This is a genomic window from Paraburkholderia sp. SSBN10T, from assembly GCF_056619545.1.
The window spans coordinates 17,972-36,955 of sequence record NZ_JBWQQI010000025.1; the positions used below are offsets into that span (position 1 = coordinate 17,972).

Consider the following 18,984-nt stretch of genomic DNA (forward strand, 5'->3'; position numbering starts at 1 on the left):
CCTCGCTACTTGTAAGTCATGACAAGGCCGTGGATCAGCGTCGACCAGCCGTCCATCACCACGAACAACAGCAGCTTGAACGGGATCGCGACGTTGGTCGGCGTCACCTGGTTCAGGCCCATCGCCAGCAGCACGTTGGCGATGATCAGATCGACCACGATGAACGCGATGTACAACAGAAAGCCGATCTTGAACGCATCGGTCAGCTCGGTCAGCGTGAAGGCCGGCGCGAGCACGATCAGGTCGTCTTCCTTCAGTTCCTGCGCTTGCTCCTTTGGCCATACGACGCCGGCCGAGCGCAGGAAAAAGCGTTTTTCGCGCTCCTGGGCGTGCTTTTCCAGAAACCCGCGAAACGGTTCGCGGGCGGCGCCGAACGCCTGGATCAGCGCCTGCGACGGTTGCGCGGCGAGCTGCTGGCCTTCGAGCGTCTTGGCAGCGAGCATGCCGATGGGCGCCATCACGTACACCGAGACGAGGATCGCAATACCGTTGAGCACCATGTTGGGCGGCACCTGCTGCACGCCGAGCGCATTGCGCAGCAGGCCGAGCACCACGACGATCTTGGCGTAGGAGGTGACCACCATGGCGACGAACGGCAACAGGCTGATGGCGACGACGACGAGCAGCAGCCCGGTAATATCACTGAACTGGACCATGCCTGTGCGCCATGCGAATGATGCGAATGCCAAGATGCTCGCCCACTGTGACGAGCTCGCCGTAGCCGATGGTTTGTCCGTGCGCGACCAGCCGCAGTTGCGCGTCGGCAACCGGCACCGGCAGCTCCACCACATAGCCGGGGCCGAGCGCCGACAACTGCGCGAGCGGCAGGGCGACCGTGTCGATCTCGAACTGCACCGGCAGCTCGAGTTCGCCGATACGGATCGGATCCTCGGGTTGATCGATCGCGAGCCCGGCGTCGGCGCTCGCCGGGTCCAGCTCTTCTGACATGTTCGGCTCCTTGACGATGACGAGCGATCGCCCGTCGATTTCCACAGCGGCGCACAGACGCGTGAGCCCGGGGGTGCCCCACGCGGCGACGGCGCGCGGCCGCATACGAGACACGGAAGGGTCGGCGGGCGCTGCGAGCAGCGTCGCGTCGAACGAAGCAAAGGCGCCCCGCAACAGCACGTCGCCAGGCTCGAGCGCGTTCAGCGTTGCGACCGGCAGCGGCTTGATGCCGATGATCAGGCGGCCCGGGATCGCCAGGTCGGGTTGCGGCGGCGCAGGGGTGGCGCCGTCCACACTGGGGTTCGCTTGCAATGCGGTATCGGGGGCGGCGCGCAACAGCGTGTCGAGCAGGTCGTAGCAGCGCAGATCGGCACTGACTGCAAGATCGAAGCGCCGGCCTTCGAGCACGAACGACAACGCGACGGCATGGGCCTCGCTCAACCTCGCGCGGTGCGCGTGTCCCGCCACGTTGCGCTCCGGATGGCCGGTTTCGCTCAAACGCCGGCGGCGCACGGCGACCACGCGCGGATCCTTGAAGCCGAAGCGCGTCAGTTGCGCGAGCAACGGCTCCAGCACGACGCCAGCCACGGCATTGCGTAGCGCGATGTCCGCCGAGTTGGTCGACATCGAGGGCGCGAGCGGCGTTGTTGCGTGCGCAAGACCTGCAGGCCCCTCGCGTTCGGGCCAGGCGGCAATCGCGAGCGCCGCATAAGACTGCAGATCGAGCGCCACCTGGATGGCTGCGCTCGCTGTGCCGCCCGGCAACGCCACCGTGAGTTCGACGACGGCCGGGTCGGCAAACTGCGCGTCCACCATGCGCGGGTCGCTCACGGCTGCGCGGAGTTCGGTGATGCCACACAGGGCGGCGCAACGCATCGCGAGCCGCGCGTCGCAGGCGCTGCGTGTCACGCGTGCCGCCGCACGACTGATCGCGGGCGGCCGTAGCGGCGCGATCGCGGCTGCGGCGGCAGGCTGCTCCACCTGCTTTGGCGTCGCGCCGCGCGGCTGCGAGAGGTCCACTGCGCCGCGCGCGGGTCGTCCTCGCGCGTCGTTGCGTGCGGCTTCTGCGGTTCTCGGTTCGGCGAGCGGATCGGCCATGCGTTGGGAATCAATCACCAGACAGTGAGTTCGATTTCGCGGGCTTCACCCCACGCGCGCAGCATCGTGTCGAGCTCTCTCTCGAGCAAGCTGCTATGGTCCAAGAGTAATTGGCGGGCTGCCATATCCGGCGCGTCGAACCGAAGCTGGAGCCTGAAACGCGAAAGCGACAGATACAGCGTGGTCTGCGGCAGCAGTTTCTGATCGAGCGGCAACTGCACCTCCCAATTGCCGGCGTCGGCAATGGTCCGCTCGCTGCAGAACGCGCCGATTTCACGTGCCAGCGAGCCGAGCAGATGCAGACAGCGTTGCTGCTGCTGGTAGACCGCCGAGACCACCGGCATTGCCGCGCCGGCGACACGAGCCCGTAAGGCCAGGCGCTCGGGGGAATCGGCGGCTTCGTCGGCAGTGCCGCCCGGCAAGCGGCCCGCTGCGTGACCGGCAGCGTTGTCCCACGGTGTGTCGTCTTGCGGGTCGGGTTCGCGTGCGAACGGGCGGGGCGCCTGTGGCGCATGCGCGCCGCTTTCATCTGCTTGCGCGTCTTCGCCGTCGCTCCCGCTTTCGGCCTGCGCATTGGCATTGGCGTTGCCGCCCAGACGGTGCAGCGCGCGACGCCGTCCCAGCAACGAGGCATAGTCGAACGGGCGGCCGCGCGAAGCCGTTGCGGGCGACGGCTCGGCAGACGCATCGTCATAAGCGTCGCCGTGGCCAGGGATGATGCGCAGATGACGCGACTCGATATGGGTCATCGCGGCGGCCTCAGATCGACACGCGGCCAAGTGGCCGCAGTTCGACATGCTCGCCGAGTTCCTGGTACGAGTACACGGCAAGCCAGCCTAGCCGCGCTTCGATCATGCGGCGCACGTAGCGGCGAATATCCATGGAGGTCACCAGCGCCACGCCGTCGTGCGGCACCTTGCCGACAAACGACTGGATCTTGTCGATCAGCAGCGTCGCTTCATCGGGCGGCAGGGCGAGGAAGTTGCCGGTAGGCGTCTGTTTGATCGCCTGGCGGATATGCTGTTCGACCGGCATGTCGAACAGGACCGCCGAGAGCGTGCGTTCGCCGCGCGCGGCGCGATGCGCGAGGAAGCGCGACAGGTCGCCGCGCACATACTCGGTGAGCATCAGCATGTCTTTTTCTTTCGGGCCCCAGGCGATCAGGCTCTCCATGATCGTGCGCACGTTGCGAATCGAGATCTGTTCTTCGAGCAGGCGGCGCAGCACGTCGGCAATCCGCTGTGGCGGCAACACCTTCTGCACTTCGGCGACGAGGCCGGGGTAGTCGCTTGCGAGCTGGTCGAGAATCCACTGCACTTCCTGGATGCCGAGAAAGAGCGGCGCATGCCGCCGCATCAGCGCCACCGACGCGTGCGCAATCACCTGTTCGGCTCGCCATACCGGCGTTTTGGCGGGCACCGAGCGCTCTTCCAGCCAATGCGTGGCCGCGCCGCTCGAATCGATCGGGCCGCGCTGCTCGCTTTGCGCCAGCAGCGCGGCGAGCGCGTTGGCTTCCTCGCTGGTAGGCGTGGCCGCTGCGGCCGCGCTCGATTGCCCCATGCGGGTCGCTTCCGGCAGCATGACCTTGCCGGCAGGCAGTTCGATCGCCAGTTGCGGCACGTCGTGCACGAGGATTTCGCAAGTCGCGGCAGGCAGCGCAGCGTAGCTCCACATCGTGATGCCGGGAAACGGCAGCCCGAGTTCCTCCTGCAAGCGGGCCCGTTCGGTCTCGAACGATTTGTCCAGCGCGGGCATGGTGAGCCGCGCCACCAGGTCCGGGGCGATCCGCACGCCGAGCGCGCAGGTGAACTGCGGCGCGCGGGCGAGGATGGCGGGCACGTCGATCTTCGAACCCGAGCGCTGCATGGCATGCAGCGACTCGAGTTCGTGGCTTTGCTGCTGGGGCTTTTTCTTGTCCAGCCGATACGCGGTGAAGGCAAGCGTGCCTGCGAGCAGCAGGAACAAGGCGGCGGGGAAACCCGGCACCGCCGCGAAGCCGAGCAGCAACACCGCAGCGAAATATAGCGCCCGTGAACTGGAACCGAGCTGCCGGCCGATTTCGTCGCCGAGCGAGCCTTGCTTGGTCTGGCGCTCGTCCGCCACCCGGGTAATCATCACGCCGGCCGCCACCGAGAGCAGCAGCGAGGGAATTTGCGACACCATTGCATCGCCGATCGACAGGATCGAAAAGCGGTTGGCCGCTTCGCCCGCGCTCATGCCGTGATACGCGACGCCCACCGCGATACCCGCGACGATATTGATCGCGGTGATGATCAGACCCGCGATCGCATCGCCCTTGACGAACTTCATCGCGCCGTCCATGCCGCCGTGCAACTGGCTTTCGACGGCCAGGGTGGCGCGTTTTCTGCGCGCTTCTTCGGCAGTCAACAGGTTGGCGCGCAAGTCGGCGTCGATACTCATCTGCTTGCCGGGCAGCGCGTCGAGCGTAAAGCGCGCGCCGACTTCGGCCACCCGTTCCGAGCCTTTCGCGATCACGATGAACTGCACCGTGGTGATAATCACGAACACCACGAGGCCCACCACCAGGTTGCCGCCCACCACCAGTTCGCCGAAGCTCTCGATGATATGGCCGGCTTCGGCGTGCAGCAGAATCGACTTGGTGGAGGCGATGTTCAACGACAGGCGGTAGAGCGTGGTGAACAGCAGCAGCGACGGAAAGGCAGAAAGCGAGACCACGTCCGGCACATACATCGTCACCATCAGCAAGGTCACGCTGATCGTGATGTTCACCCCGAGCAGGATGTCGATTAGCGCCGGCGGCAGTGGCAGGATCATCAGCGAGATAATCGCGACGATCAGCGCCACGATGCCGACTTCACCGCCTGCGGGGAGTTTCAGCGTCTTGAGCATGGTAGGGTCTCGGGTCGGAGTGCTTATTAGCTGGTGAACTAGTGAAGCGCGTCTGGTGGATCGGCCTGCTCGCGCCGCACGCCGATCGCATCCACCCAGCGCAGGATCGCAGCTACCGTCTCGAACAGTTCCTCGGGAATCGGCTGGTCGAGCGCGACCTTGTACAACGCGCGGGCCACCGGCGGGTTGCCGATGATCGGCACGCCGGCATCGCGGGCCGCATGGCGCAACTGCGCGGCTTGCTCGTCCATGCCTTTGGCGATCACCAGCGGCAGCGGATGCTCTTCGGGTGCATAGCGCACGGCGACGGCGTAGTGGGTCGGGTTCACGACCATCATGGTCGCCATCCCCACCTTCGATTGCGGCGGCGCGGTGGCCATTTCGCGTGCGAGCCGGCGCCGTTCGCCCTTGATGCGCGGGTCGCCTTCCTGGTTCTTGTGCTCGCGCTTGACCTCGTCCTTGCTCATCTTCATCTTCTTCATGAACATGAAGCTTTGCAGCTTGACGTCGGCCGCGCCGACCAGAACGAACACCGCCGCCGCGACCATAAACAGCTTCAGCAGGATGTCCCAGAACATCCGTACGAGACCGGGCAGCGGTTGATAGAGCGAGCCGACGATCAACGGAAACAGCCATTTGATCGACGCCCACATCACGCAGAAAATGATCGCCGCCTTGACGACCATCTTGGCGCACTCGATCAGCGTGCGCACCGAGAAAATCCGCTTCAGACCCGCGGCCGGACTGACCGCTTTCGGATCGGGCGTCACCGGTTTGGTGGAGATCTGGATGCCCACCTGGCCGAGCGAGCCTGCCACGCCGGCGAGCGCCGCCACGCACACGCACGGCACGATAGCCGAGAGCGCGACGCCGCCGAGCTTGTAGAGCTGCGTGTTCATATTGGTCAGCGAATGGTCCCCGGCGACGAAGGTCATCGCGGTGTTCACCACGGCGCGCATCGCATCGCTGAAGCGGCTCGCGCCACCGGCCAGCAACACCACGACCGCCAGCATTGAGATGGAGTCGGTCAGATCGCTGCTGCGCGAGACCTGGCCTTCCTTGCGCGCGTCCTTCAGCTTTTTGTCTGTGGGTTCTTCGGTCTTTTCTTCGCTCATGCATCGGCTCGGCTGGAAGGGGCGGCAAGGCGCGCTCGGCGGGCTTGCGCCGCCACGCTCGTTCGACGATAGCGCTTGCCCACTTGCGGTACGCCGCCCGAAGCGAAGCTGTCACGCGCGTTGCGAAGCCCGCCATGCGTCGCGGCGCCTGCGGCCGTGCCCTGGCGGCGCCGGCTCGGGCGTTGCACCGCACCGTGCCGCTCCGGCTTCGCTTCCGCTGTGCTCGCTTCGCGTCGCTGCGCTTGTGCGGCGGCCTCAGTTGCTATGTTTGAGCCATCCTTCGTGACCGGCCGCGCGTGGCGTGGCCGTTTTCAACGTCTCTCCCAGGAGTGAGTCGCCATGACCGCCAGCACGCCGGAATACATGAATTGCAGCCCCAATGTGATCGGCGGGCTGATCGAAACCGTCTCGACCGCCTTGCTCAGCAACTTCCCGAAAGTCTCCGCCGATCCGTACGACATCGAACTGGTGCTCGACGCGCTGCGCGTGCTGCGTCCGCGCGTGACCGAGATCGATACTCTCGACGGCATCCTGCATATGGTGCGCGGCCACTGGGACGATGCGATCCATGTGCTGCGCCAGGTCGGCGAAAACGCGCCGCGCTTCGGTTATGCGAAGGCGCTGCTGGCGTTCTGCCTGTCCGCCAAGGGCGATCCGGACTGGAAGCAGTGTGCGACCGAAGCGATGGAGATCAACCCGAGCCGCGACACGCAAGCGCTGGTGCGGGCACTCGAAGCACGCGAAGACCTGCTCAATGCGATGCGCGTGCGCCGCAACGGCGGCCAGTTCGTCACGCCGGCCTCGTGCGAGGCGCTGGCCGAGTTCAACGAGCAGACCGAAGCCGCCGAGCCTGCCCCGGTAGCGGCAGCCGTGGCGCCGGCGCCGCTTGCCGCGCAGATGCCGCATGCTTCGTTCCTGCGCGCTTGATGCCCCCTAAGTCTTTTCATTCGCTACGGAGCCGCAGATGACCGTCAACGTCAATGCGTCGGCGCTACAGGCGTCGCTCGAACAGTTGTCGCAAGGGGCGGCAGCGCCGGGCGCGCAAACGTCCACGCAACTCGCCGACAAGTTCCAGTCGCTGATGCAGAAGGCGCCGATGAGCGCGCCGGCCGCGCCGCAGGACGACGGCACCGCGGTGGCCTCGAAGCTGGTCGCCTCGCAGGACGCGGAACTGCAACACACGGTCAACGATGCGCTCGATCTCGCCCAGCGTGCGCCGACCCTGACGATGAACGAGATGAGCGCGGGCACGATCCGCATGACGCTCGAACTCGCCAGCACGCAGCTCGATCTGGAAGCGAAGATGGGCGTGGTCGACTCGTCGAAGTCGGCCATCGAAACGCTGATGAAGAACCAATAAGACCGTTGTCGACGATGGCGCTGTCAAGGCGCGTCCGTCATGCGGGCAATCGCGAGGCTTAGCCATGTTCGACCGAACGCCGATTCGCCGCAGCGCGCCGTTGCTGTGCGTGCTTGCGCTTTGCGTGCTGCTCGCCGGCTGCAAGAAAGAGCTGTACGGCAACCTGTCCGAGCAGGATGTCAACGAGATGGTGGTGGCGCTGCTCGAACGCGGCGTCGATGCGACCAAGGATACGCCGGACGCCGGCAAGACCTGGTCGCTCGAAGTGGACGACGGCCAGCTCGTGCGCGCGATGGAAGTGCTGCGTGCGCGCGGCTTGCCGCATAACAAGTTCGACGATCTCGGCGACCTGTTCAAGAAGGACGGCCTCGTCTCGACGCCGACCGAAGAGCGCGTGCGCTTTATCTACGGAATGTCGCAGGAGCTGTCGTCGACCTTGTCGAAGATCGACGGCGTGCTGGTGGCGCGTGTGCAGATCGTGTTGCCGAACAACGATCCGCTTGCGCAGACCATCAAGCCTTCTTCAGCGGCTGTGTTTATCAAATACCGCCCGGACTCGGATATCGGCGCGCTCGTACCGCAGATCAAGACGCTGGTGATGCACAGCGTGGAAGGTCTGACCTACGACCAGGTCAGCGTGACGGCAGTCGCGGCCGATCCCGTCGAACTGTCGCAACTGCCGCAGTCGAACGGCGTGCCGGGATGGCTGCTCGGGGTGCTGGCCGGGGCCACCGTGCTGGTGGCGACCGCGTTGCTGGTGCTGGTGCGCCGCGGCGTGCTGGCGGGGCGTTCGAGCCGCGCCGCGGACCGGGCAGCGGCTGCCCCCGGCCCGGCCGCAGGCGATGCGCCGGCGGGCCGGTTCGACGGGCTGCTGGCGCGTTTGCGGCGGCTGGGCGCGGCCGGTTGAATGTCGATGCATAGCCGATGAACGCTCCCGTCGATTTGCCGTTTATGCGTGCGGCCGCCGCGCTCGACGCGTATCGCCGCAATCTGGCGGAGACGGTCCGTTGGGCGGACCCATCGTGGAGCGCGGCGCTGCTCGGCGCCGACGACGCGCAGCTTGCCGGCTGGCGCGCGGCGTTGCTGCGAGCCAGCGCCCCGGCGGTGGAATGCTGTTCACGGGCGCTTGTGCAGGCCGCCGGCGTGCGCATGCCGCCGCTCGACGCCTTGACGCAGCCCGCGTTGCGCGTTGCATTGCCGCTCGCCGCAGGTGCGACGGGCGGCGCGGGCTTGTCCACGGCCTCAGCTCACGCAGCGGGTCAGCCGGCGGCTCGACCGAATGCAGCCTTGCTCGACGTATTGCCCGCGCGGACCGGCCTGGAGGTGCTGCGCATGCGTGCGCTGTCGTTCCGGCGCGCGGAGGCGCGGCGTCTGATCGACAAGCGCAGCCGCTCGCTGCTCTCCGAGTGGGCGGGCGTCGGCATCGACCGTCTCACTCAGGATGCGCATCTGGCCGAGGCTCCCGATACGGCCCGCCTTGCCGCACGCGCGGCGATGCCGCCGCTGGCCGCACTCGATGCCGCCGCCCTCGCGATCGAAGGCTGCGTGCTGCTGCTGCGCGATCTCGCGAGCGCCGACCAGAGCGGTCCGCGAGTGCCGTTTCCGTTGCTCAGGCTCGCGCTGCCGCGCGTCCTGCCGACGCCGCCCTGGCTTGCCGCCGTGCCGCCGCAACTCGATGCGCTCGGCACGGCGCGGCTCTTTGCGCGTCTGTCTGAACTGCTACCGGAGTGGGCATGGCTATTTGGTTGAAAAGCGCCCGGTCGGCGCCCGGCGAGATCGGCGCCAATGGGCTGGCGGCGCGTGTCGGCGCAGCCGGCGATGTGCTGTCGCGCGAGACCTTCGGCACGCTGGTGTCGATCGATGCGGCCTATGCAGAACTCGCCGCCGAACGCGAAGCGCTGCTCGCCGCCGCGCGTGAAGCCGCCGCGGAGATTATCGAGGCGGGCCATGCCCAGGCCGCGCAGATCATCGAAGAGGCCCAGCACGAATACGACACGGCCGCCGAGCAGGGCTATCGCGACGGCTGCGACCGCGCGCTCGCCGACTGGATGGAGCGCCTCGCCGATGTGGCCGACGCGCAGAGCCAGTTGCAGATTCGCATGCGCGAACGGCTGGCGGGGATCGTCGCCTCGGCCGTCGAGCAGATCGTGCGGGTGGAGCGCCACGAGGCGCTGTTCGAGCGGGCGCTGGCGACGGTGGACCGGATCGTCGATGGCGCGACCTATCTGCGCGTCGCGGTCCATCCCGACGATTACGACGAAGCGAAGGCGACCTTCGACCGGCTCGCCGCACGCTGGCACGAACTGGGGCGGCCGATTCCGCTCTCGGTCGTGGCCGACAAGCGGCTCGGCCCCGGAAGCTGCATCTGCGAATCGGATTTCGGCACGGTCGATGCGAGTCTCGACACGCAGCTTCGCGCGATGCGCAGCGCAGTGTCGCGGGCCTTGAAGCGCTCGGTCGAAGAGGCGGAAGCGGACGCGGCTGCCGAAGCGGCGGAACTGGCGCAAGCATCGGGTGAGGCTGCCGGGGCCGACGCCGAAGATCATCTCCACGCAGCGAATCTCGACGAAGCCCAGGCCGCCGGCGAGGAAGCCGCATGAGCACGCCGTGGCTTACCCGCACGATCGACTTCGAGCGGCTGACCGACGCGATCGAGCGCGAGATTCTCGCCGTGCCGGGCGTGGCGCGCACCGGCAAGGTGCTCGAAGTGATCGGCACGCTGATCAAGGTGGCGGGCCTCGACGTCTCGCTCGGCGAACTGTGCGAACTGCGCGCGCCGAACGGCACGCTGCTGCAACATGCCGAGGTGATTGGCTTTACTCGTGACGTGGCGCTGCTGTCGCCGTTTTCACGGCTGGAAAATGTCTCGCGCTCGACCCAGGTGATCGGCCTGGGTCGCCCGCTCGCGGTGAAAGTGGGCGATATGCTGCTCGGCCGCGTGATCGACAGCCTCGGTGAACCGGTGGACGGCGGTCCTCCCATCGAGTCCGATACGCTGCGGCCGATCTTCGCCTCGCCGCCCGATCCGATGAACCGCCGGATGATCGACGCGCCGCTCGCCACCGGCGTGCGTGTCGTGGACGCCATGATGACGCTCGCCGAAGGGCAACGGATGGGCATCTTCGCGCCCGCGGGTGTCGGCAAGAGTACCTTGCTCGGCATGTTCGCACGCGGCGCCTCGTGCGACGTCAACGTGATCGCACTGATCGGCGAGCGCGGGCGTGAAGTGCGCGAGTTCGTCGAACTGATCCTCGGGCCGCAAGGGATGGCGCGTTCGGTGGTGGTCTGCGCGACCTCGGACCGCTCGTCGATGGAACGCGCCAAGGCCGCCTATGTGGCGACCGCGATTGCCGAATACTTTCGCGACCGCGGCCAGCGTGTGCTGCTGATGATGGATTCGCTGACGCGTTTCGCGCGGGCCGGCCGGGAGATCGGTCTCGCGGCCGGCGAGCCGCCTGCGCGGCGCGGCTTTCCGCCGTCGATTTTCGCGGAGCTGCCGCGCCTGCTCGAACGTGCCGGCATGGGCGAAACCGGTTCGATCACCGCGCTCTACACGGTGCTGGCGGAAGACGATAGCGGTAGCGACCCGATTGCCGAAGAAGTGCGCGGGATTCTCGACGGCCATATGATCCTCTCGCGTGAGATTGCGGCAAGGAACCAGTACCCGGCCATCGACGTGCTGGCGAGTCTCTCGCGTGTGATGCCGCAGGTCGTGCCCGAGCAATATGTGCAGGCCGCCGCGCGGATCCGCGAACTGATGGCCAAGCATCGCGAGGTGGAGATGCTGTTGCAGATCGGCGAATATCAGCCCGGCACCAACGCGCTCGCGGACGAGGCGATCGCCAAGCTCGATTCGATCAAGGCCTTTCTCTCGCAGCGCACGTCCGACTACGCCGCGCCCGCCGAGACCGAGGCGCAGTTGTATGCACTGAGCGGGCTCGGCTAATGGCGGCGGCGCAGGGAGGCAGCGGTTCGCGCGACCGCCGCGTCATCGCGCTCGAGCGCTCATGCACACGGCGGCGGCGTCTGGACGACACGTTGCGCGCGGCGCTCGCCACACAGCGCACCGGCCATGCGGCGCTCGAAGCGGCTCGCGATGCGAAGGCCGCGCAGGTGGAGCACGAAGCCGGCATCCTGCGTTTCTATCAGCATCGAATCGAGACGATGATGACTGGTACCGAAGCGTTCGCGCTCGACGAAATGAACGGCTGCCGCCGCTATCTGGAGGTGGTCGGCGACCGGTTGCGCTTGCTCGAAGGCGAACTGGCGCAAGCCGAAGCGGCCGTGCACGACAGCACCGCCGCAATCGAAAAGATCCAGCGCGATATCGCACTCAATCGAGGCCGTATCGATCTATGCGGCGAGCGCATCGTGCAGATTCGCCGTCAGCACGATGAGGCGGCGCAAAACGCCAGTGACGAGGAAGCGGAAGAGACCGCGCTTGCACGACGTTTCCAGCAGCAGAGGGCGCAGGCGTGAACGATATCTTTTCCGCGCTGCCGCAGCTCGGCCAGTTGCTGGTCGGCTATATCACGCTGATCGGCGTGTGCTCGCTGCGCCTGTTCATCGTGATGTTCATCTTTCCGCCCACCGCCGACGGTCTGCTGCAAGGGGTAGTGCGCAATGCCATTGTGCTGCTGTTCAGCTCGTATGTCGCCTATGGTCAGCCGGCTTCGTTCATCGAATCGCTGCATGGCGTCGCGCTGCTCGAAATCGGCTTGCGCGAGGGAACGATAGGGCTGGTGATCGGTTATGCGGCGTCTCTCGTCTTCTGGGTGGCGGAAGGCGCCGGCACCTATATCGACGATCTGACCGGCTATAACAGCTTGCAAATCATCAATCCGACCCGCCAGGAGCAATCCACGCCCACTGCCACGCTGCTCGGCCAGGTCGCCACCGTGGCGTTCTGGGCGCTCGGCGGCATGACCTATCTGCTCGGCACGCTCTACGAGTCGTATCACTGGTGGCCGATCACATCGACGGGGATAAACGTGTCGAACATGCTCGAATCGTTCGTCCTGCAGCAGACCGATACGCTCATGCAGACCGTCGCCAAGCTCGCGGCGCCCATGATGCTGATTCTGCTGCTGATCGACTTCGCCTTTGGCTTCGCTGCGAAGTCGGCTTCCAAGCTCGATCTGATGACCTTGAGCCAGCCGGTCAAGGGGGCGGTGACCGTGCTGATGCTGGCGCTGTTCGTCGGCATCTTCGTGGACCAGGTCCGCGAGCAGGTGACGGTGGCGGGGCTCGCCGCGCAATTCCGCACGCTGACGCACGAGCCGGGCAAGCCTTGAGCTTTGCTTGAGAAAACGCGGTCCCGATCGAATTGGGGCACTTGAGAAACTTGAGGGTTCAACACTCAACACTTCTCAAATGCGCGCCAAATGTCAGATTTATTGAAAGTTCGACCCGAGCGATTGGCTACATTGACTCCATCCGATGACGCGTGCTTGCAGCGCGCGACGCGGTCCGCAATCAGAGGAGTCGAACATGTTCTCGATGCTGTATTTCCCCGTTGTCGCCGCTCTCGCTACACCCACTCCGGCTGCCGAACCGGCACTGTCCTCCCGTTACCTCGACGCGCTGCTCAACGGCAAGCTCGGTGCCGCACGCCAGCACGTGAGCCGCTGGGCCGAAGAGGCGGGCGCCGCCGAGCACGCTTCGTCCGGCCTGCAATTGCAAGCCGATATGCAGTTGATGCTCGGAATCGAAGTGGAAGCCGAAGAAAACTATCGCCGCTCGCAAAAACTGATTCGTTCATCGAAGCATGCGATCCGCATCGCCTCGTGCCGTAACGCCGCATGGCAGGCGTTCTTTCGCCACCGGCTCGGCACGGCGCTAGCGTGTTTCTCGCGTGTGGCGGACGAGCCCGAGATCGAGCCAGCGCGTGCCGCGGAAGCGCATTTCGGCATGATTTGCGTGCTGCAGGAACTCGGCCGGACCGGCGAGGCGAGCGACGCACTCGAAAGTCTCACGGAACTGGTGGAGCGCGAGATCGACGAGCACCTCGAGCACTGGCAGGATCTGCTTGCGACGCTGCGCTTCGATCTCGCCGTGCAGGGCGAAGTGCGTAGCGCCGGCGCGCTGGGCGATCATGTCTACTGGCAGTCGGCCTTGTCGAGCGACCGTGTGCTGCGCCTGCCGCAGGCCGCCGAGACACCCGTCGACGTCCTGCGCGAGGCCGTGCAAGGGATTCGCACGCCGCTGCTGCGCGGCCGCATCGACTACCTGAAGCGCTTGCGGCTCGCCGCCTGTGCGGACCGCGAGGCGATGGGCGGACTGCAGGACTATCTGAACTGGGCGCGCGAGCAGGGTCTCGGCGACTATCAGCGCACCTTGCGTCTGGAAATCGCGTTGGCGACGCTGGCGGGCGCCGCGCCGCATCTGGCCCACTCGGTGCTCGAGCCGCTGCATCAGATCGGCCGCAACGGCACCACCGGCCATCGTCATCTCGAGTATCTGTATTGCACCGCCAAGACGCGCCAGGCGCAGGGACGCACCCAGGAGTCGCTGCAGCTATACAGCCGCTATGCGCTCGTCGCCATGCAATGTCTGCGTGAAGATTCGCATGTGCGTGCGCCGACCTTCAACCGCAGCGCCAAGCCGTCGCCGCAGCTCGACGACGTCAGCGCCCGCCTGCCCGCCAAGTACCGCCGCGCCTATGGTTATGTGCTCGACAACCTCGACCGGCGCGATTTGTCGGTGCGTGAAGTCGCGGCGGAGATCGGCGTAACGGAGCGAGCCTTGCAAAGCGCGTTCAAGAACTTCCTCGGTCTCTCGCCCACCGAACTGATCCGGCGCCAACGCATGGAACGCATTCGCGCCGAGCTGACCGATGGTTCGTATGCGAGCGACCGTGGCGTGCTGAGCGCCGCGAGCAAATGGGGCGTGCAAAACCGCTCGACGCTCGTCAACGGCTATCGCAAGCAGTTCCATGAGGCGCCCTCCGAGACGCTCGAAAGATAAAACCTTGCAGCGTGCCTTTGCTGTTACCGCCGTGCGCCGCCATTTCCTAACGATACTTTCACCCACACGACTCCATGAAATCGAAGAGGCTACTTTGCGCCGCGTGGCTCGCGGCGTCTCTCGCCTTCGCCGCGCTCGAACCGGCGGATGCGGCGCCCGTGCGCTGGCGCAGTTCGACCGTGCATATTGCTGTAGAGGGCAAGGATCTAAAAGACGTGTTGCGCGACTTCACGGCGAGCCAGGGAGTCGCCGCGTCGATCGCGGGAAATGTGCAGGGTACGGTGACCGGGCACTTCGATATGTCGCCGCAGCATTTTCTCGATACGCTCGCGTCGACCTTCGGCTTCGTCTGGTTCTATGACGGCAGCGTGCTGTCGATCAGCAGCGCCAACGACATCACGCATCAGGTGATCAAGCTCGACCATGCCTCGCCGGCGGACCTGCGCGCGGCGCTGCAAACCATGAGCATCGACGATGCACGCTTTCCGATTGCCTATGACGAGGCGGCCGGCACGGCGCTCGTCAACGGGCCGCCTCAGTATGTGCAGCTCGTGATGGAAGTGGCGCAGCGTCTCGACGACAACGCGAGCCGCCGCGGCGGCTCGGTGATTCGCGTGTTCAAGCTGAAAAATGCGTGGGCCGCGGATCACAAGGTGCGCATCGACGGCAATACGATCACGGTACCCGGTGTGGCCACCGTGCTGTCGAACATGTATCACGCGAAACAGGAGCAGGCGGGTGGCGGTAATGCGCAGAACTCCGTGACGCCGAACCTGCAACGTTTGCAGCCGATGAACGACGTCAACGGCGGCGGCTCCGGCGGCGGCCTGCAGACGCTGATGCCGCCGCTGCCGGCCAACATGCCGCAGGGGCAAGGCCAGGATACGTCGCTCGGCGGTCTGGTCGGCAATGCCGCGCCGCCTAACTTCGGCAACGGCGGCAATGTCGGCTACGGCAATGCGCCGGGCCGCTCGCCGGGCGGCGAACTGGCCAGCGGCGGCGATCTGAGCTTGCCGATCATGCAGGCCGACCCGACCACCAACTCGGTGCTGATCCGCGACACGCCGCAGCGAATCGACCAGTACGCCACGTTGATCGACAAACTGGATACGCGGCCCAAACTGATCGAGATCGAGGCGCATATTATCGAAATCGACGACGACCTGCTGGCGCAGATCGGCGTTGACTGGCGCGCGCATAACAGTCATGTGGACTTGCAAACCGGTAACGGCGCCCAGCCGCAAAACAGCTTCTCGAACGGCCAGGTCAATCCGACTTTCGGCACTACCACGCTATCGGACGGCACGACGGTGGTCGATTCGACGCCGCTGGGCGGCTCGATTACCGCGGTGATCGGGGGCGCCGGGCGTTATCTGATGGCGCGCATCAATGCGCTGCAGAGCGACTCGAAAGCGAAGATCGATGCATCGCCGAAGGTGGCGACGCTCGACAACGTCGAAGCGGTGATGGACAACACCACGAAGTTCTTTGTACGGGTCTCGGGTTATACCTCGGCGGATCTGTATAGCGTCTCGACCGGCGTGTCGCTGCGCGTGCTGCCGATGGTCGTGTCCGACAACGGGCAGACCCGAATCAAGCTCGACGTGCATATCGAGGACGGCCAGTTGACCGGCCAGCAGGTGGACAGCATTCCGGTCATCACGAGCAGCGAGATCAATACCCAGGCATTTGTCGGCGAGGGCGAGAGCCTGCTGATCGCGGGCTATAGCACGGACAACAACTCGAACGGGGTGACGGGGGTGCCGGGGCTCTCGAAGATTCCGCTTATCGGCGCGCTGTTTCGTTATAACAACGACCAGCATACGCATATGGAACGGGTATTCCTGCTGACGCCGCGAGTGCTGAGCCTGTAAAGACAGTGAGGGCGCCTTCGGGCGCCCTATGCTTTAGCGGCGGTGTTTCCTCATGCAGGTCGGCAGCGGATGATTCATGAGCCGCGTCGCTGCACAATTCGACCCGGTAGCCGTGGGCGTAGCGCGTGCGCAATTGCACACCCGCCGTGCCGTTCAGGTCGAGCTTTTTGCGCAGCTTGTAGATATGCTGCTCGAGCGTGCGGCCGACGATATCTTCCGTGCTGCCCCAGATCGCACCGGCAATCTGTTTGCGGCTCACATATTCGCCGGCCCGCGAAAACAGCAGCCACGTGACCGCAAACTCGCGCACCGTCAGACGCACGCTGCGCTCGTCGATCTGCACGAGACTCGCGCGCCGGTCGAGCCGGTAGGCGCCGAGCGTGAGACTGTCGTCTGCGTGAGCGGGCGAGGCCGACTGGATGCGCCGCAGCGCGAGCCGCGTGCGCGCAGCCAGCTCGCCGGGATTGAGCGGGGCCATGACGATATCGTCCGCCCCCGCGCTGAAGGCCCGCTCGATGCTGCTGCGATCCGCAAAATCGCCGACGAAAATCAGCGCCGCGCGCCGGTCGTCATAACAGGCACGATGGGCAAGCGCCGCGCGCATCGACTCGATGCCGCTCGACGCATCCGCAAAGATCGCATCGAAGTCGTCACGCGCGATGGCACGCGAGAGCGCAATGTCGTCACGAAAACGCCGGCATTCGATGGCTTCTTCAGCCGTGGTGTTTGCGGCGCCGGCATCGCTGAAATCACTGAAGCATTGGCAAATCCGATTGAACAGATTGCCGTTGGTGGTCAACACGGCGAATTTCAACATGTTCTCCGGAATTCAGGCAAAAGGGCGCCTTACGCCGCGGTTGTCCGCGGTGCCGTCGGTACGTTCGGTGGGCGCGTGGAGCGCGCGGTGCAACGGAGCGGAGAATCGATCCGTCGCAAGGCGCAAGAAGTGACGCGGTGTGGCGCTTACTTGACCTGTTCGACCTGGCCGCGAATTTCGCCGCCGGGGTTCTTGGCCGTATGCACGTTGAAATACCAGTTGCCTGCCAGCAGGTCGCTTTCCTGCGCGGCGCTCAAGGTTGCCTGGCCTTCGATCGGGCTGGGCAGCTTGTCCATCGGAATCGGGATGACCACCGACGCATTCTTGCCGGCAGGTGCGGGACCATGGAAATGCGCCATGCTGGCCGGACCGCTGAGGTCCGCATAAGTGACCTTCCATTGCAGCACTTTCGACGAGGTGTCGTAGGTCGCGGTCAGTTCACCGTGTCCGTCGCCGGCTTTGGGCGGCACTTCAGTGGAGGCGAGCAGGTCGGCTTTCAGGTTGAGCGTGTCGGCAACGGCAAGCGCAGGTGCCGCGAGACTCAGCGACAACACCACAGCGGTGAGCATTCGATTCATTTTCATGGACGTCTCGTGGTAGGGAAAGGAAATAACCTCGACGCGATCCAGCCCGCGGCATGGCGGGTGGACGCTGCGTCTGCGGTTACTTCAATGAACGCCTGGCGTTGCTGGCTTATTCCCTGACGTGACGGTCTTTTTTATGCGGGAGAGGTGGTGGGTGTACGGCGTGCCGGGCGGGCAGTGTGCGTATGGGCCGGCCTGAGGAAAACAGGCGCGCCCGGTTCGACGTCGACGGGCTGTGCGCGTGGGATGTTTAGCGCCGCTGTCGTGCGCCGCTGCGCAGCAAGGCGGCGGGCACGGCCAACGATCCGTGTGCGGCGTTATCGTCGTCAGGCTTGGCGCTGGCGGGCGCGACGAAGTTTGCCACGAGGTTCACCGGGCTCAATGCGCCGAGACTCCAGAGCGCTGCGTATTGTCCCCACGGCTGGGCCGTGCGGGCCGCTTCGCTGTCGCATGGATGCACGTCCAATGCGCGGGATGCGCGGCAAGCGGGCGGTGCGTCTGCGAGTGCGGTCTCGGCGCTTCGCACCGCTTCGATGGCATGCAGAACGCCGCCGCTAACCGGCTGCCTGCTGCGGGTGGCCGGAACAGGCACTGGGGCGAGCGGGCGGCCCGTATCGATGCTCGTGTCCGGGTCGAGCTCCGCAAGTGCATCGCAGCATAGCTCGACCCGGTAACCGTGGGCGTACATCGTGCGCAATTGCACGCCGGAGGCGCCGTTCAAACCCAGCTTCTTGCGCAGCTTGTAGATATGCTGCTCGAGCGTGCGGCCGACGATATCCTCGGTGCTGCTCCAGATCGCACCGGCAATCTGCCGCCGGCTCACATACTCGCCGGCCCGCGAAAACAGCAGCCACGCAATCGCAAACTCGCGCACGGTGAGACGCACGATGCTCTCGTTGACCAGCACCACGCCTGCGCGGCGATCGAGCTTGTACGGGCCGAGTGCCGCCCAGTCTTCGGTCGGGGCAGCCGGGGTCGACTGGAAGCGGCGCAGCGCGAGAAAAGTGCGGACCGCCAGTTCGCTGCGGTCCACCGGCGACAGCACGACATCGTCGGCGCCGGCTTCGAAGGCGCGCTCGATGCTGTCGCGATCGGGGAACGCGCCCACCACGATCAACGGTGCGCGCCGGTCGCCATAGCAGGCACGGCGCGCGAACACCGCACGGGTCGAATCGATGCCGGTGGCCGCGTCGACGAGGATCGCGTGATAGTCCTCGCGATAGATCGCTCGCGACAGCGCCACGTCGTCATGAAAACGGCTGCATTCGATCGTGTCGTCTCCGAAGCACTGGCAAATCAGATTGAACAGATTGGTGTTGGTGGTCATCACGGCGAATTTCAACATGCCCTC

At 65.6% G+C, this 18,984-nt stretch carries 18 protein-coding genes; 10 read left to right on the top strand and 8 right to left on the bottom strand.

Annotation, left to right across the window (positions count from 1 at the left end; translation table 11 throughout):
* Positions 1-5: 5 nt before the first annotated feature.
* Genes sctR through sctU form a run of 5 tightly spaced genes read right to left on the bottom strand, consistent with a single transcriptional unit; the run spans position 6 to position 6,032 of the window.
* A complete protein-coding gene (sctR, locus tag AC1ECK_RS29780; RefSeq protein WP_480325657.1) occupies positions 6-656 on the bottom strand; it encodes a type III secretion system export apparatus subunit SctR in 651 nt (216 codons plus the stop codon).
* Positions 640-2,064: a type III secretion system cytoplasmic ring protein SctQ gene (gene sctQ, locus AC1ECK_RS29785; protein WP_480325659.1), complete on the bottom strand. Its 1,425-nt coding sequence runs from the start codon at positions 2,062-2,064 to the stop codon at positions 640-642. Before sctQ ends, sctR begins: the two co-directional genes overlap by 17 nt.
* Positions 2,061-2,795, bottom strand: a complete 735-nt coding sequence (gene sctP, locus AC1ECK_RS29790; RefSeq protein WP_480325661.1) for a type III secretion system protein SctP — start codon at positions 2,793-2,795, stop codon at positions 2,061-2,063. Before sctP ends, sctQ begins: the two co-directional genes overlap by 4 nt.
* Before the next feature lie 10 nt (positions 2,796-2,805).
* Positions 2,806-4,917, bottom strand: a complete 2,112-nt coding sequence (gene sctV, locus AC1ECK_RS29795; protein ID WP_480325663.1) for a type III secretion system export apparatus subunit SctV — start codon at positions 4,915-4,917, stop codon at positions 2,806-2,808.
* A 38-nt stretch (positions 4,918-4,955) separates the two neighbouring features.
* Positions 4,956-6,032 (bottom strand): type III secretion system export apparatus subunit SctU, encoded by a 1,077-nt coding sequence (sctU, locus tag AC1ECK_RS29800; protein WP_480325665.1) that lies wholly within the window; start codon positions 6,030-6,032, stop codon positions 4,956-4,958.
* A gap of 339 nt (positions 6,033-6,371) precedes the next feature.
* Here sctU and AC1ECK_RS29805 point away from each other — a divergent pair, with 339 nt between their 5' ends.
* The 10 genes from AC1ECK_RS29805 to sctC all read left to right on the top strand — a co-directional run bounded on the left by AC1ECK_RS29805 (position 6,372) and on the right by sctC (position 16,232).
* A complete protein-coding gene (locus AC1ECK_RS29805) occupies positions 6,372-6,959 on the top strand; it encodes an HrpB1 family type III secretion system apparatus protein (RefSeq protein ID WP_480325667.1) in 588 nt (195 codons plus the stop codon).
* A 37-nt stretch (positions 6,960-6,996) separates the two neighbouring features.
* Entirely contained in the window at positions 6,997-7,392 is a 396-nt protein-coding gene (locus AC1ECK_RS29810; protein ID WP_480325669.1) for a type III secretion protein HrpB2, read from the top strand.
* Between the two features lie 64 nt (positions 7,393-7,456).
* Positions 7,457-8,299, top strand: a complete 843-nt coding sequence (gene sctJ / locus AC1ECK_RS29815; protein WP_480325671.1) for a type III secretion system inner membrane ring lipoprotein SctJ — start codon at positions 7,457-7,459, stop codon at positions 8,297-8,299.
* 17 nt (positions 8,300-8,316) lie between these two features.
* Positions 8,317-9,141, top strand: coding sequence for a type III secretion protein HrpB4 (locus tag AC1ECK_RS29820; RefSeq protein WP_480325673.1), 825 nt, complete (start codon positions 8,317-8,319; stop codon positions 9,139-9,141).
* The gene (gene sctL / locus AC1ECK_RS29825; protein ID WP_480325675.1) at positions 9,126-9,992 is read left to right on the top strand and encodes a type III secretion system stator protein SctL; all 867 of its coding nucleotides are present in this window, start codon (positions 9,126-9,128) and stop codon (positions 9,990-9,992) included. The genes AC1ECK_RS29820 and sctL overlap by 16 nt, the downstream gene beginning before the upstream one ends.
* On the top strand, positions 9,989-11,338 hold the full coding sequence (gene sctN / locus AC1ECK_RS29830) for a type III secretion system ATPase SctN (protein ID WP_480325677.1): 1,350 nt from the start codon (positions 9,989-9,991) through the stop codon (positions 11,336-11,338). The genes sctL and sctN overlap by 4 nt, the downstream gene beginning before the upstream one ends.
* The gene (locus AC1ECK_RS29835) at positions 11,338-11,871 is read left to right on the top strand and encodes a type III secretion protein HrpB7 (protein ID WP_480325679.1); all 534 of its coding nucleotides are present in this window, start codon (positions 11,338-11,340) and stop codon (positions 11,869-11,871) included. Before sctN ends, AC1ECK_RS29835 begins: the two co-directional genes overlap by 1 nt.
* Positions 11,868-12,686 carry a type III secretion system export apparatus subunit SctT gene (sctT, locus tag AC1ECK_RS29840; protein WP_480325681.1) on the top strand — a complete coding sequence of 273 codons (819 nt, stop codon included), beginning with the start codon at positions 11,868-11,870 and terminating at the stop codon, positions 12,684-12,686. Before AC1ECK_RS29835 ends, sctT begins: the two co-directional genes overlap by 4 nt.
* Positions 12,687-12,882: 196 nt before the next feature.
* Positions 12,883-14,358, top strand: coding sequence for a helix-turn-helix transcriptional regulator (locus AC1ECK_RS29845; protein ID WP_480325683.1), 1,476 nt, complete (start codon positions 12,883-12,885; stop codon positions 14,356-14,358).
* Positions 14,359-14,432: 74 nt separating this feature from the next.
* Complete coding sequence (sctC, locus tag AC1ECK_RS29850; protein WP_480325685.1) at positions 14,433-16,232, top strand: type III secretion system outer membrane ring subunit SctC; 1,800 nt, start codon at positions 14,433-14,435, stop codon at positions 16,230-16,232.
* On the opposite strand, the gene AC1ECK_RS29855 is transcribed toward sctC, so the two are convergent.
* The 3 genes from AC1ECK_RS29855 to AC1ECK_RS29865 form a co-directional block, all read right to left on the bottom strand.
* Complete coding sequence (locus AC1ECK_RS29855) at positions 16,144-17,049, bottom strand: response regulator transcription factor (RefSeq protein ID WP_480325687.1); 906 nt, start codon at positions 17,047-17,049, stop codon at positions 16,144-16,146. The genes sctC and AC1ECK_RS29855 overlap by 89 nt on opposite strands.
* A gap of 146 nt (positions 17,050-17,195) precedes the next feature.
* Positions 17,196-17,633, bottom strand: coding sequence for a CHRD domain-containing protein (locus AC1ECK_RS29860; RefSeq protein WP_480325689.1), 438 nt, complete (start codon positions 17,631-17,633; stop codon positions 17,196-17,198).
* A gap of 250 nt (positions 17,634-17,883) precedes the next feature.
* On the bottom strand, positions 17,884-18,978 hold the full coding sequence (locus tag AC1ECK_RS29865; protein WP_480325691.1) for a response regulator transcription factor: 1,095 nt from the start codon (positions 18,976-18,978) through the stop codon (positions 17,884-17,886).
* Positions 18,979-18,984 lie beyond the last annotated feature (6 nt).